Origin of the sequence: Rhizobium esperanzae, from assembly GCF_002204185.1 — a bacterium.
GTDB lineage: Bacteria > Pseudomonadota > Alphaproteobacteria > Rhizobiales > Rhizobiaceae > Rhizobium > Rhizobium esperanzae.
In genome coordinates this window covers 278,022-291,163 of the sequence record NZ_MXPU01000004.1, presented here as the reverse complement: position 1 = coordinate 291,163, position 13,142 = coordinate 278,022, and the positions used below count along the sequence as shown (strand labels likewise).

The following is a 13,142-nucleotide window of genomic DNA, read 5'->3' as shown; positions in this document are numbered from 1 at the left end:
GGTGAAACGCTGCCGGCAATCGGCGCTCAGGGTTTCCAGGCGCCGGCGATCTGACGGGTGGCGATGTTCAGCCGGTTCCAGACATTGATATTGGCGATGGCGATGACAAGCGCCGCAAGGCTCCGGCCGTCATAATGCCGGGTTGCCTCGTCCCAGATATCGTCGGGCACTGGGTCGGCGCGGTCGCTGGTGCGGGTCACGGCCTCGGTCAAGGCGAGGGCGGCGCGTTCAGCCTCGCTGTAATACGGGGCGTCGCGCCAGCCGGCGACGGCAAAGAGCCGCTCGTCCGTTTCGCCGTGCTTGCGGGCAATGCGCCAATGACCATCGATGCAGACGCTGCAGCCGTTGATCTGGCTGGCGCGCAGATTGACGAGCTCGAGCAGCTTTGGCGAAAGGCCTGTTTCGGTCGGCACCTTGCTGAGTGCATTGAGCGCCTGCATGGCTTCTGGAAGCACGAGGGCGGGATTTCCCATTCTCTCCTGCATGATATGTCTCCTTGATGCGTTTAGGGTGCGACGATCCGCCGGCGCTGTCACACCGGCCCGGTTTCATTCGTCATTGATGTGACGGAACGCAGCGAAGGAATGTGACGGATGAACGAGAATAAGTGGCTGGCCGATCAATTCGAGGTGAACCGGGCGCATCTGAAGGCGGCCGCCTATCGTATGCTCGGCTCGCGCAGCGAGGCCGAAGACGCCGTTCAAGAGGCCTGGCTGCGGCTCACCCGCGCGGATAGGACTGACGTCGGCAATCTCGGCGGCTGGCTGACGACGGTGGTGGCGCGCATCTGCCTCGATATGCTGCGTGCCCGCAAGACCCGGCGCGAGGAGCCGCTGGAGACATCGGTCCATGCAGCGATCGCCGATCCGGCCAAGGATCCGGAACGCGACGCCGCCTTCGCCGATTCGGTGGACGTGGCGCTGCTCGTCGTGTTGCAGACGCTGGCGCCTGCCGAACGGGTTGCCTTCGTGCTGCACGACATGTTCGATCTTCCTTTCGACGAAATTGCGCCGATTATCGGCCGGTCGTCCGCCGCCGCCCGTCAGCTCGCGAGCCGTGCCCGCCGCCGGGTGCAGGGCGTGGACGAGACGCCGGATGTCGATCTCGGCCGCAAGCGAACGATTGCGGAGGCCTTTCTGACGGCTTCGCGCAACGGCGATCTGCAGGCGCTGATTGCCGTCCTCGCCCCCGATGTCGTGTTTCGGCTGGATGCGACGGCGGCGCGTTTCGGCGCCTTCGGCGAAAGGCGCGGCGCATCCGAAGTGGCAGAATTGTTCAAGGGCCGGGCGCAGGCGGCAGAAATCGCCATCGTCGATGGCGAGCTTGGCTTCGTCGTGCGCATTGCGGATCGGATCCGGGTCGTGGTGGCGTTTACTATCGCCGACGACAGGATTGCGGCGATCGACGCGATCGCCGATCCCGACCATCTCGAACGGCTTGACTACTCAATCCTGCGGGACTGAAATCGCTGGAGAAATTTGCCGCTCCTTGGCAGCGAGCGCGGTTGAGAACGAGCGCGCTGCCGCCGTTGCCGTGCGGCCGGCTGCGCTTCATTTCTCTTGACAGGAGTCCCTTCGGCTTTATTCTATTATAAAGATCTATATAACATAACTATGGAATTTGAAGTATGACCATGTCGGGCGACCAGGCGAAGAAGCCGCTTCTCCTTACCAATGTCAGGCCGATGGCTTTCGGTGCGGGTGCATCCGAGGGGGTGACCGACATTCTCGTCAATGCCGATGGCCGCATCGCCGGGATCGGTCCGTCGCTTTCGGCCTCTGAGGATGTGACACGCATCGACGGCAAGGGTGCCTTCGTTTCGCCGGGCTGGATCGATCTGCATGTACACATCTGGCATGGCGGCACCGACATCTCCATCCGCCCCTCCGAATGCGGTCTCGAGCGCGGCGTCACCACCCTAGTCGACGCCGGTTCGGCCGGCGAGGCGAATTTCCATGGCTTCCGCGAGTATATCATCGAGCCCTCACGTGAGCGCATCAAGGCCTTCCTGAACCTCGGCTCGATCGGCCTCGTCGCCTGCAACCGTGTTGCCGAACTCAGGGATATCAGGGATATCGATCTCGACCGCATTCTCGAAGTCTACGCCGCAAACAGCGAGCACATCGTCGGCATCAAGGTGCGCGCCAGCCATGTCATCACCGGCTCCTGGGGCGTCACTCCCGTCAAGCTCGGCAAGAAGATCGCCAAGATCCTGAAAGTGCCGATGATGGTCCATGTCGGCGAACCGCCAGCGCTTTACGACGAAGTGCTCGAAATCCTCGGCCCCGGCGACGTCGTCACCCATTGCTTCAACGGCAAGGCCGGTTCGAGCATCATGGAGGACGAGGATCTCTTCAATCTCGCCGAGCGCTGCGCCTCCGAAGGCATCCGCCTCGACATCGGCCATGGCGGCGCCTCCTTCTCCTTCAAGGTTGCCGAAGCGGCGATCGCGCGCGGGCTTCTGCCGTTCTCGATCTCGACCGACCTGCACGGCCATTCGATGAACTTTCCGGTCTGGGACCTGGCGACGACGATGTCGAAGCTGCTGAGCGTCGGCATGCCCTTCGACAAGGTCGTGGAAGCCGTCACCCATGCACCGGCCTCGGTCATCAAACTGCCGATGGAAGACCGGCTTTCCGTCGGCGCGTCAGCCGAATTCACCATTTTCGACCTGGTCGATTCCGAGCTCGAAGCGACAGATTCCAATGGCGATGTCTCGGTCCTGAACAGAGTGTTCGAGCCGCGCTACGCGGTGATGGGCGCCGAGGCCGTCACCGCGAGCCGGTACGTGCCGCGGGCGCGCAGGCTCGTGCGTCACAGCCACGGTTATTCCTACAGGTAGATCCGCTGCGAGGCGGGATTCGATCATGAATCCTCCTGAGAGGCCTCAGATGATCGATGGTTCCAGGGATTTATGACAATCAGTCCTGCCGCTTCAAACGGGCTCACGTCGCGCGTTGCGATCATAAAGCCCTTCGAAGCGGCAATGGCGGCGATATATCCATCGGGAGTTGGGAAGCCTTTGCCGTCCTCTCGTGCTCTGACGGCAAAGTCGGCATAATGCCGGGCCGCTCCGACGTCAAACGGCAATATCCGATCGCCAAACAGGTCGAGCGCGCCGCCGAGCGTTTCGCTCAGAGCCGCTTTGCGCCGACCGTCCGGCAACGTACCGATGCCAAACAGCAGTTCCGCCAAGGTCACACTCGATAGATACAAGGTTTCAGCGACCTGCTCGTTCAGCCACGAACGCACCGCCGGATTGGGAGCCGGTTTCATCGCCTCGGAAAGGACATTCGTATCCAGGACGATCATTCAAACTTCAACGGCTCCGCCGGCGCGCTGTCGCGTACCCGATCGAACACTGCGAAATCATCATCGGTCAGCCCCTGCTGCCGACTGAGCGCCGCCAAGGCATCCCCCATGCGAATGCGTTGCTCCGGCTTCACCGCACTTTCCAGGATTTCACGAACTTCCGCCTCGGTGCTGCGGCCGTGCAATGGCCGCCCGCACGCGCAATGCCCGATGCACTTCATCGGGCACATTTCGAACCGTCAGAACGGCCATATTCAAACCCTCGCAGTTGCTGTCAATGACAGCAGTATAGCCATCATGCAGTCATGCCGCGAGCTGCTCGGATGGTTGAGACGCGCTTCAGCGGTTGCGCCAACCCATCAGTTTTTCGATCCGCTCCGCCGAATTGCGCACATGCGCCGTATAATGGTTCTCGTCGGAAAAGGCCTTCTGCTCCGGCAGCACGATCGAAATGGTGGCGACGCACTGGCCATCGCGATCGCAGATTGGCGAGGCGATGCAGGCGACCGCATAATCGGATTCACCGGCCTGGATCGACAGGCGCGACTCGAAGGCTTTGCCGGCCGCTTCCGATAGCGTGCGCGGATCGATCTCGGCGCGGCCGGTCGGTGACGAGCGGGCGCAGCGCTTGAAAAGCTCGATGCGTTCCTCTTCGGGCAGATGGCCGACGAGCAGGCGGCCCGACGCCGTCCAGTTGAGCGGCACCCGGGTGCCGACGCGAGACGCCACCTGGAAGTGGCTCGGGCCGTCGGCCATGGCAAGCACCAGCATGTAATCGCCGTCACGGCCGCAGACCTGCACGGTTTCGCCGGCCTGGCGACAGAGATCGTGCATTTCATGGGTGGCGATGCTCATGAAATCCAGTGATCGCGCATAGGCGAGACCATAATGATAAAGCCGCGCACCGAGCCAGATCGAGCCGTCCGCCTGGCGCGTCAGCATATTCTTTTCGACGAGGTCGTCGACGATGACGTAGACGGTCGATAGCGGCGCCTTCACCGCCTTGGCGATGGCATAGACGCCGGCCGGCGATCCTGTCTCATAGAGATGATCAATCACCTGAAGAGCGCGGTCGATGCCACTGACGCGGGCGCGGCGCGCGCCCTTGCCGCCGGCTTCGGCGGCCAGGCTCTCATCTTCGGAGTAAACTGCGGGTGATGTCTTTCCGTCCAATTCCATGCACCTCGTGAACACTGCAACCATATTACATTACTATGGTACAGCGGTCGCTGTGGCAAATCGCAAGATCTTACAGGTGATCACGGGAGACGAATCTCGTGGGAACAAACCAGCCGCAGCCTGAGTTTGTCCCTCAACTCAGGAGGCTATAATGGCGAATTTTCCGACACCCCCCTTTCCATCCCAGAAGCAACCTATGCCGGGTTTCACGGCCCAGATGGACCCGGTTCCCGACCATGGCGAAAAAACCTATCGCGGATCCGAGCGGCTCAAAGGCAAGCGGGCGATCATTACCGGCGGCGATAGCGGCATCGGCCGGGCTGTGGCGATCGCCTATGCCCGGGAGGGCGCTGATATTTTGATTTCATATCTTGACGAGGATGAGGATGCCGACGAGACGAAGCGGCTCGTCGAACAGGCCGGGCGCAATGCCGTGCTCGTCAGCGGCGATATTCAGGACCCGGCCCATTGCCGGCAGATCGTCGAGACGGCGGTTAAGGAGCTTGGCGGTATCGACATTCTCGTCAACAATGCCGCGCACCAGGCAAGCTTCAAGAGCATTGACGAGATCAGCGATGAGGAGTGGGAACTGACCTTCAAGGTCAATATCCATGCGATGTTCTACCTGACCAAGGCTGCCGTCGCCCACATGAAGCCCGGCAGTTCCATCATCAATACGGCCTCGATCAATTCCGACAGTCCGAACCCGACGCTGCTGGCCTATGCCACGACCAAGGGCGCAATCCAGAATTTCACCGCCGGCTTGGCCCAGCTTCTGGCCGAGAAGGGCATTCGCGCCAATGCCGTGGCACCGGGACCGATCTGGACGCCGCTCATTCCCTCGACGCTGCCCGAAGACAGCGTCAGCAATTTCGGCAAGCAGGTGCCGATGAAACGGCCGGGCCAGCCGGCCGAACTGGCCACCGCCTATGTCATGCTGGCCGATCCCTTGTCGAGCTATGTCTCCGGCACGACAATCGCGGTTACAGGCGGCAAACCGATCCTTTGACGCATGTTGCCCGGAATTGGCGGTTTCGGATCAAGGCATGCATGAAAACACGGAGCTGAAGCGCCTAATCACGATCTGGTAGGATGCGCGCTTCAGTCACGGCTTGCCGTAGCCGCCGCCGGTCGGCGTCGTGACGATCACGGCGTCGCCGGCGGCGAGTATTGCCTGGTCGCAGCCTTCCAGCCTTTCGACCCTGCCGTCGCCGCGACGAATCTCGGTTTTTCCCAATTGCCCGTCTTCCCCGCCAAACAGGCCGAAAGGCCGGATCGTTCGGTGCGAGGAGAGAATGCTGCAATCCATCGTTTCCAGAAAGCGGATGGTGCGCTCGGTGCCGCCGCCGGAATTGTATTGTCCCTTGCCGCCGGAACCGCGGCGGATGTGGAAATCCTCGAGCACGACGGGAAAGCGGAATTCCAGCACCTCGGGGTCGGTCAGCCGTGAGTTGGTCATATGCGTGTGCACGCCGTCGGCGCCACTGAAGCCGGTGCCGTCGTTGAGCAGGCCGGCGGGGCCGCCGGAGCAGATCGTCTCGTAATATTGGTAGGTGGCGTTGCCGAAGGTCAGGTTGTTCATCGAGCCCTGGGCGGCCGCGAGCGTCCCGAGCGCCCCGAATAGCGCATTCGTCACATGCTGGCTGGTCTCGACATTGCCGGCGACGACGGCGGCCGGATAGGCCGGACGCAGCATCGAACCATCGGGCACGATGATCCGGATCGGCCGAAGGCAGCCGGCATTCATCGGGATCGGCTGCTCGACCATGACGCGGAAGACATAGAGCACGGCGGCCCGAGTCACCGGTTCCGGTGCATTGAAATTGGTCGGCTGTTGCGCGCTCGTGCCGGTGAAATCGACCGTCGCCTCGCGCGCCTTCCTATCGACGGTGATCTTCACCTTGATGACGGCGCCCTGATCGGTGGGATAGGTGAATTCGCTGTCGCTGAGGCGGGCGATCACCCGGCGAACGCTCTCCTCGGCATTGTCCTGGACGTGGCCCATATAGGCTTCGACAACGTCGAGCCCGAAATGGGCGACCATCTTGCGCAACTCCTGCACGCCCTTTTCGTTGGCGGCGATCTGCGCCTTCACGTCGGCGAGATTCTGGGCCGGGTTGCGGGCGGGATAGCGATGGTCCCGCAGCATTGCGGCAAATTCGGCTTCCCGGAAGCGGCCTTTGTCGACCAGCAGGAAATTGTCGATCAGCACGCCTTCTTCATCGACCTTGGTCGCCCGCGGCGTCATCGAACCGGGGGCCTTGCCACCGATATCGGCATGATGGCCGCGTGAGGCGACGTAAAACAGGATGGTCTCGCTGGCGTCGTCGAACACCGGCGTGACGACGGTGATGTCGGGCAGATGCGTGCCGCCGTTATAAGGCGCATTGAGCGCGAAGACGTCGCCCGGTCGGATGCGGCCTTTGTTGAGGCGGATGATCGTTTCAACGGAGCGATCCATCGATCCCAGATGCACCGGCATATGCGGCGCATTGGCGACGAGTGCGCCGGTGCGGTCGAAAACGGCGCAGGAGAAATCGAGCCGCTCCTTGATATTGACCGAGTGAGCAGTGTTCTGCAGTGTCACGCCCATCTGCTCGGCGATCGCCATGAACAGATTGTTGAAGACTTCGAGCATGACAGGGTCGGCGCTGGTGCCGATCGCCGCATTGCGGGAAAGCGCGATCTCGCGGGTGAGAACGATATGGTCGTGACCGGTGAGGCGCGCCTGCCAGCCGGCCTCGACGACGATCGTCTGATGCGCTTCGATGATGAGGGCAGCCCCCTTGACGACTGCACCAGGCTTCAACGCATCACGCCTGAAAATACCGGCCTCGTGCCAGATTCCGCCGGAATAGAAGCGGGTCGTGCGCAGCGCTTGCGGTGCGAAGCTCCCCGCCTGCACGTCCATCTCCTCGACATCGGCGCCGCCGCCGATGCCTTCGACTTCGATGGAGTCGACAACGACAGGCCGGTCTTCGAAGATGAAACCGAACTGCTTCTTGTGGGCGGCGGCAAAGGCTTGCGTCATCTCCTCCTGTGGCCCGAAAGCGACCGGCAGGGCCGTGTCGGTGCCCTTATATTGCAGATGCAGCCGGGTGATGACGTCCATGTCGCCGGCCTCGACGCCCTGCAGCATCAGTTCCCCGCGCACCTCTTTCTCCAGCTCGGCCCGGATGCCGCCGATCGTCGGCAGGGCGGCTCCGAGTTCCGTCAGCACCGCGCGCTGGCGTGTGGCGCGGATATCGGCGAGCCCCATGCCATAGGCCGAAAGAATGCCGGAGAAGGGGTGGATCAGCACCGTTTTCATGCCGAGGCTGTCGGCGACCAGGCAGGCATGCTGGCCGCCGGCGCCCCCGAAGCAGGTTAGCGCGTAATTCGAAACGTCATAACCGCGCTGGACAGAGATCTTCTTGATGGCATTGGCCATATTCTCGACAGCGATGGCGAGGAAGCCGTCGGCGACCTCTTCCGCCGTCCGGCCGCCGCCGATATCCTGCGCCATTTCGGCAAAGGCGGCGCGCACCGCCTCGGCGTCGAGCGGCTGGTCCTGCTCCGGCCCGAAGATTGTGGGGAAGAATTCCGGCAGCAGTTTGCCGGTCATGATGTTGGCGTCGGTGACGGCCAACGGCCCGCCGCGGCGATAGGATTTCGGGCCGGGCGTGGCACCCGCCGATTCCGGCCCGACGCGGAAGCGTGAGCCGTCATAGCTCAGGATGGAGCCGCCGCCGGCGGCGACGGTGTGGATCTTCATCATCGGCGCGCGCATGCGCACACCGGCGACCTCGGTCTCGAAAGCGCGTTCCAGTTCTCCGTCATAATGCGAAACGTCCGTCGAGGTGCCGCCCATGTCGAAGCCGATCATCCTGTCGAAACCGGCGATGCGCGAGACCTCGACCGCGCCGACCACCCCGCCTGCGGGGCCGGAGAGGATCGCATCCTTTCCCTGGAAGAGATGCGCGTCGGTCAGTCCGCCCGAGGACTGCATGAACATCAGCTTCGGGCCCTTTCCTTCGACGGCGCCGAGCTCGACGGCGACCTGATCGACATAGCGCCGGAGAACCGGAGACAGATAGGCGTCGACGACAGCGGTGTCGCCGCGGCCGACGAGCTTGATCAGCGGTGAGACGACGTGCGAAGGCGAGATCTGCGTGAAGCCGATGGCGCGCGCGATGGCGGCGGCCTGCTGTTCGTGCTCGGGATAGCGGTAGGCATGCATGAAAACGATGGCGACGGCGCGCAGTCCCTGCGCATAGGCGGCTTGCAGCGCGTGCCGCAGATCATTTTCGCCGAGGGGGCGTTCCACCGTGCCGTCCGCCAGTACGCGCTCGTCGGCTTCGATCACATCGGCGTAGAGCAGTTCCGGTTTGATAATTTTCTTGGCGAAGATATCGGCGCGCGCCTGGTAGCCGATCTCCAGTGCATCGCGGAAGCCTTTTGTCGTCACCAGCAGGGTCGGGTCGCCCTTGCGTTCCAGAAGCGCGTTGGTGGCGACCGTCGTTCCCATCTTTACGGCGCCGATGAGCTCGGAAGGGATGGGCTGGCCGGGCTTGAGGCCGAGCAATTCGCGGATGCCATGCACCGCCGGGTCACGATAGGCTTCCGGATTTTCCGAAAGCAGCTTGTGGGCGACGAGTGAACCGTCGGGGCGTCGGGCGACGATATCGGTGAAAGTGCCGCCGCGATCGATCCAGAAATCCCACTGCCCGCTCATCGTCCGACCTCCTGTTGAACTGAAAATTTATTGACGATTTATCGATAAAATGTCAACGTTGAGCTGTTGATCATGGAGGGATGGAATGGTAGGTGAGCGCGGGCAGCCGGAAATCGGGCCGATCGTCTCCTCCTCGCATCTCGCCGATGGCGCGCTTCCCGTTCTTTCGGAACTGGAATTCGGTCTCATCCTCGCCGGCAATGCTTTTGACCGCTGGATGGTGCGCTGCATGACGGCGGCGGGTGAACCCGGCTGCGCGGCGATCGACGTGCTGGTGCTGCATTCGGTGGCGCACCGGCAGCGGCCGAAGCGGCTCGGCGATCTCTGCAGCGTGCTCGGCGTCGAGGACACGCATCTGGTGATTTATGCGATCAAGAAGCTGGAAAAGCGCGGTCTCGTGAAAAGCGCGCGGGCAGGCAAGGAAAAACTGATCGCTGCCACCAACAAGGGTTTTGAAATCTGCTTGAAATACCGGGCGGTGCGGGAGGCGCTGCTGGTGGAATCGATGAAGGGACTCGGGCTCGACGCCGCGGCGACATCGGCGGTGGCGGCGACACTCAGGGCGCTTTCCGGCCATTACGATCAAGCAGCAAGGGCCGCCGCCTCTTTATGACGACAGCCCTTGTCGGGGGCAGGGAGAGATCCCCCGGTGTTCAGGCGGCTTTCAGCCGAAGCAGGGCATGGCCGGCAGATTGGCGCGGCTCGCAAGCGCTCCGATCATCTTGCCCACCGGCGTCGGGCGCGGTTGACGTTTCCCGGCGGCCGTTTCCAGGAGTTGCTTGAAGTCTTCAAGCTTCACGCCGTCGGCGCGCAACACCATGGCGATCAGGGGGTCGCGAAGCGCTTCGGATATTGTCAGGTCGTCTCTGGTCTGTCTCATGGCTTGTCCTCCTTTCGTGGGCGGTCGCCCGTGTTCCACATCCGCCGCCAACCCTCTGCGTTGACTTTCGCGGCCTGTGGTGTTACCGGTAAGTAACAATGCTGTTGTTACCGATCGGTCACATTGATGTCAAGGACTTCGTCCGCAAAAAAATCAGAAACTTCGAATGAAATCTCCACAACCGTTTCAGAAGATCGCATCCCGCCGCGGGAGCGCATCGTCTCGACGGCCGTGGAGCTTTTCCGTGAGCGCGGCATCCGCGGCATCGGCGTCGATGCCATCGCCGATGCTGCTCTGACCAACAAGATGACGCTCTACCGCCATTTCGGCTCGAAGGACGAACTCGTCTGCGAGACGCTGCGGCGTGCCTCCGAAAAGGCCGATGCCATCTGGCGCGATCTGGAGGCCGCTCATCCCGGCAATCCTCGCGCCCAGCTCGACGCCTGGGTGGAGATGCGGGCGCAGTGTCTGAACGGCGAGCCCGCCGGCTGCGATCTCGCCAACGCCGCCATCGAGCTCAAAGGGGAGGGTCATCCCGCCCATGAAATGATCGAGAGGCACAAGGCCGCACAGCGCGATCGCCTGGCCGCGCTCTGTTCGGCAGCCGGTGCGCGCGAACCTCAGCTTCTTGCCGATACGCTGACGCTGCTCCTCGAAGGCGCGCGCGTCAGTCGTCAGGCAATGGGCGCCGCCGGCTGTTGCGGCCATTTCGCCAAGGCCTGCCGAGCAGCGATCGCTTCATTCACCTGATAGACCGGAACCTTACCGCCTCCACACCGTTTTTCCATGACCGGACGATGTGGAGACCGGGAGATGAACCACGTCTATCTCAAGCGGCTCTATGCCAGGCGCGCCGAGCTCGAAGCCAAGCTCGAGCTCCACGAGGCACGCTATTGTTTTGGCGAGGAGGAGGTCGATGACGGCACCGACAGCGACCTGCGTCAGCAATTGAGCGAGCTCTCCGAGGAGATCGCCGCGCTCGAGAACAGGTCGGCCAGGGCCTTTTCGGCTTAGGTTGCAGCTTCTGTCCGTGCGTCTGCACGATTCAGCTCACTGCAGTTGCTGTCGGATCATGGGCAAAGCCAGGGTGAGGAGCGTCGCGAAAACCATGATGACGCCATAGGGTATCTTCCTGCTCGCCCGGATCTCCTCGATCCGCATGAAGAAGGCGAGGTGTGCGACACGCAGCGGAACCGGCAGCCGCAGGACCAGAAGCGTCACGACGCCGAGGACCAGGAGCAAAAACGAAAACGGCAGCATTCCGTGCCATCCGACAAAAAGGCCGATCGGCAGGAAAAGCTTGGCGTCTCCTGCGCCAAACAGCCGGAACGCCCAGAGCGCTACCCCAAGGATGAACATCAGCAGGCCAGCTCCGAGGTCGCCGCCAATTCCGCTTGAAGCAAACAGTGCTGCGCCGACGTCCTCGGAGCCAAGCATCACGGCCGCCGCGCGCAATGCATAAAGTGTCACGAGCGCAAGCACGACCGCGTTGGGGATCTTCCATGTGCGGAAATCGGTCCAGGCGGCATAAAGAAAAAGTAATACCGAAAGCGAATTAACAATAACTATCATTCCAAGCATAGGATTCAACCTTTTTGGTTATGACAATCTACCACGTAGGTCCGTTTTTTACTCAGCGTCGGCATATTTTTCCGGATTTTTATGACCAGTCCTCGGGTTTTGGTCTTAACCATAAGTATAGTTCTCAATTCGAGCGGGTATAAAACAATTGACTAAATTAGAATTAACAGACTATTAATATTTCCAGTCGAAGGGGCGGTCTCAACGACAAAGCGTGCCGGGGGAATTACGGCGCACAACTTACCTGGGAGGTAATTCTCGATGAAAGCATTTGTAAATAGCGTACGCGCTTTCGCGCGGGAAGAAGATGGCGTCGCACTCACGGAATACCTCATTCTGCTTGCCCTGCTGGTTGGCGGCGTGATCGGAGCGGTGACACTGGCCGGCACCAATCTCGCTACCGTGTGGAACGGCTGGGCAACTTGGTTTACGGCCAACCTGACGGCTCCAGCCTGAAGCTGGCATTCGCAGAAGCGAGGGGTTTGTTAACCCCTCTCTTCTAAATTAGCATCAATGAATGGATGCGCTCCGTCCAGTGTAGCGAGTAACCGCGATGCGTTCTTCAACAATTTTAAGCCTCGTTATTGCATTTGTACTCGCCGCCGCCGCAGTTTTCGGCATGCGCGCGTATCTCTCCGATCAGAAGGCCAAGCTGCTGGCGATGAGCGGCGTAAAGGCGGAGGAAAGGACACTTGTTGTCGCCGCCACTCCGATGCGCTTCGGTGACCGGATCCGATCCGAAAACCTCAGGGCCATTCCGTGGCCCTCTAATGAAACACCCGCAGGCTCATTCGTCAGCATCGAGATGGTCGTCGGCAATGATGCCCAGCCGCGCTATGCCATGGCGGCAATCGACCCTGGCGAGCCGGTTCTATCCTCGAAAATCACCGGTACCGGCGAACGCGCCACACTGTCGGCGGCGCTGGATCAGGGCATGAAGGCCGTTTCCATTCGCGTCAACGATGTGCTCGGCGTTGCCGGCTTCGTTCGGCCTTCCGATCGCGTCGACGTGCTTCTGACGCGGGTCGTGCGCGGGCAGGCGGGCAACGATCAGACCTTCGTCGACGTGCTGCTGCAAGGCGTCAAGGTCCTTGCGGTGGACCAGACGGCAGACGAGCGCAAGGACGAGCCATCCGTCGTGAAAACGGTGACCTTTGAGGTCACGACCGATGAGGCCCAGCGCCTGACCCTCGGCTCCAGTGTCGGCACGCTCTCGCTGGCGCTTCGCAATGTTGCCTCTTCCTCAGTCGAGCAGACCCGGCCGATCACCGTCGCCGACCTCGGTGGCGGGGCGATGGCGACAGAACTGGGCAAGGATTTGGAAAAGCAGTTGCCAGAACCGGCAAAACAAGTGCAGATTGTGGAACAAAAGGTTGAGCCGGTGTTGCCGGTTGAGCCGAAGTGGGTGACAGTGGGAGTCTGGAACACGACGAAGCGCGAGGAGCACCGAGTCGGCCTGGTCCAGTGATGTTGATG

14 protein-coding genes and 1 pseudogene are annotated in these 13,142 nt (G+C 61.7%); 8 read left to right on the top strand and 7 right to left on the bottom strand.

Features of this window, described 5'->3' with window-relative positions:
• Nucleotides 1–26: 26 nt before the first annotated feature.
• Nucleotides 27–485, bottom strand: a complete 459-nt coding sequence (locus B5E41_RS07845; RefSeq protein ID WP_064808516.1) for a carboxymuconolactone decarboxylase family protein — start codon at nucleotides 483–485, stop codon at nucleotides 27–29.
• A 108-nt stretch (nucleotides 486–593) separates the two neighbouring features.
• Here B5E41_RS07845 and B5E41_RS07840 point away from each other — a divergent pair, with 108 nt between their 5' ends.
• Together B5E41_RS07840 and B5E41_RS07835 are read left to right on the top strand one after the other, a co-directional pair.
• Entirely contained in the window at nucleotides 594–1,463 is an 870-nt protein-coding gene (locus B5E41_RS07840; RefSeq protein ID WP_088392468.1) for a sigma-70 family RNA polymerase sigma factor, read from the top strand.
• 170 nt (nucleotides 1,464–1,633) lie between these two features.
• A complete protein-coding gene (locus B5E41_RS07835) occupies nucleotides 1,634–2,842 on the top strand; it encodes an amidohydrolase/deacetylase family metallohydrolase (RefSeq protein ID WP_088392466.1) in 1,209 nt (402 codons plus the stop codon).
• Between the two features lie 23 nt (nucleotides 2,843–2,865).
• Here B5E41_RS07835 and B5E41_RS07830 read toward each other — a convergent pair whose 3' ends face one another.
• From B5E41_RS07830 to B5E41_RS07820, 3 genes and pseudogenes are all read right to left on the bottom strand, one after another.
• A complete protein-coding gene (locus tag B5E41_RS07830) occupies nucleotides 2,866–3,312 on the bottom strand; it encodes a type II toxin-antitoxin system VapC family toxin (RefSeq protein ID WP_088392464.1) in 447 nt (148 codons plus the stop codon).
• Nucleotides 3,309–3,564: pseudogene (locus B5E41_RS07825) on the bottom strand (FitA-like ribbon-helix-helix domain-containing protein). The gene B5E41_RS07830 and the pseudogene B5E41_RS07825 overlap by 4 nt, the downstream one beginning before the upstream one ends.
• Nucleotides 3,565–3,651: 87 nt before the next feature.
• Nucleotides 3,652–4,491, bottom strand: coding sequence for an IclR family transcriptional regulator (locus B5E41_RS07820; RefSeq protein ID WP_088392462.1), 840 nt, complete (start codon nucleotides 4,489–4,491; stop codon nucleotides 3,652–3,654).
• A gap of 151 nt (nucleotides 4,492–4,642) precedes the next feature.
• On the opposite strand from B5E41_RS07820, the gene B5E41_RS07815 reads away from it, so the two are divergent.
• The gene (locus B5E41_RS07815) at nucleotides 4,643–5,500 is read left to right on the top strand and encodes an SDR family oxidoreductase (protein ID WP_088392460.1); all 858 of its coding nucleotides are present in this window, start codon (nucleotides 4,643–4,645) and stop codon (nucleotides 5,498–5,500) included.
• A 96-nt stretch (nucleotides 5,501–5,596) separates the two neighbouring features.
• Here B5E41_RS07815 and B5E41_RS07810 read toward each other — a convergent pair whose 3' ends face one another.
• On the bottom strand, nucleotides 5,597–9,205 hold the full coding sequence (locus B5E41_RS07810; protein ID WP_088392458.1) for a hydantoinase B/oxoprolinase family protein: 3,609 nt from the start codon (nucleotides 9,203–9,205) through the stop codon (nucleotides 5,597–5,599).
• Nucleotides 9,206–9,290: 85 nt separating this feature from the next.
• On the opposite strand from B5E41_RS07810, the gene B5E41_RS07805 reads away from it, so the two are divergent.
• Nucleotides 9,291–9,818 (top strand): winged helix DNA-binding protein, encoded by a 528-nt coding sequence (locus tag B5E41_RS07805; RefSeq protein ID WP_088392456.1) that lies wholly within the window; start codon nucleotides 9,291–9,293, stop codon nucleotides 9,816–9,818.
• A gap of 51 nt (nucleotides 9,819–9,869) precedes the next feature.
• On the opposite strand, the gene B5E41_RS07800 is transcribed toward B5E41_RS07805, so the two are convergent.
• Entirely contained in the window at nucleotides 9,870–10,085 is a 216-nt protein-coding gene (locus B5E41_RS07800; protein WP_088392454.1) for a hypothetical protein, read from the bottom strand.
• 126 nt (nucleotides 10,086–10,211) lie between these two features.
• Here B5E41_RS07800 and B5E41_RS07795 point away from each other — a divergent pair, with 126 nt between their 5' ends.
• Nucleotides 10,212–10,835 carry a TetR/AcrR family transcriptional regulator gene (locus tag B5E41_RS07795; RefSeq protein WP_088392452.1) on the top strand — a complete coding sequence of 208 codons (624 nt, stop codon included), beginning with the start codon at nucleotides 10,212–10,214 and terminating at the stop codon, nucleotides 10,833–10,835.
• Nucleotides 10,836–10,898: 63 nt separating this feature from the next.
• Entirely contained in the window at nucleotides 10,899–11,099 is a 201-nt protein-coding gene (locus B5E41_RS07790; RefSeq protein ID WP_088392450.1) for a hypothetical protein, read from the top strand.
• A gap of 36 nt (nucleotides 11,100–11,135) precedes the next feature.
• On the opposite strand, the gene B5E41_RS07785 is transcribed toward B5E41_RS07790, so the two are convergent.
• A complete protein-coding gene (locus B5E41_RS07785) occupies nucleotides 11,136–11,666 on the bottom strand; it encodes a prepilin peptidase (RefSeq protein WP_088392448.1) in 531 nt (176 codons plus the stop codon).
• A gap of 261 nt (nucleotides 11,667–11,927) precedes the next feature.
• Here B5E41_RS07785 and B5E41_RS07780 point away from each other — a divergent pair, with 261 nt between their 5' ends.
• Nucleotides 11,928–12,122, top strand: a complete 195-nt coding sequence (locus B5E41_RS07780) for a Flp family type IVb pilin (protein ID WP_088392446.1) — start codon at nucleotides 11,928–11,930, stop codon at nucleotides 12,120–12,122.
• A 97-nt stretch (nucleotides 12,123–12,219) separates the two neighbouring features.
• Nucleotides 12,220–13,134 (top strand): Flp pilus assembly protein CpaB, encoded by a 915-nt coding sequence (gene cpaB, locus B5E41_RS07775; protein ID WP_088392444.1) that lies wholly within the window; start codon nucleotides 12,220–12,222, stop codon nucleotides 13,132–13,134.
• Nucleotides 13,135–13,142: the final 8 nt, after the last annotated feature.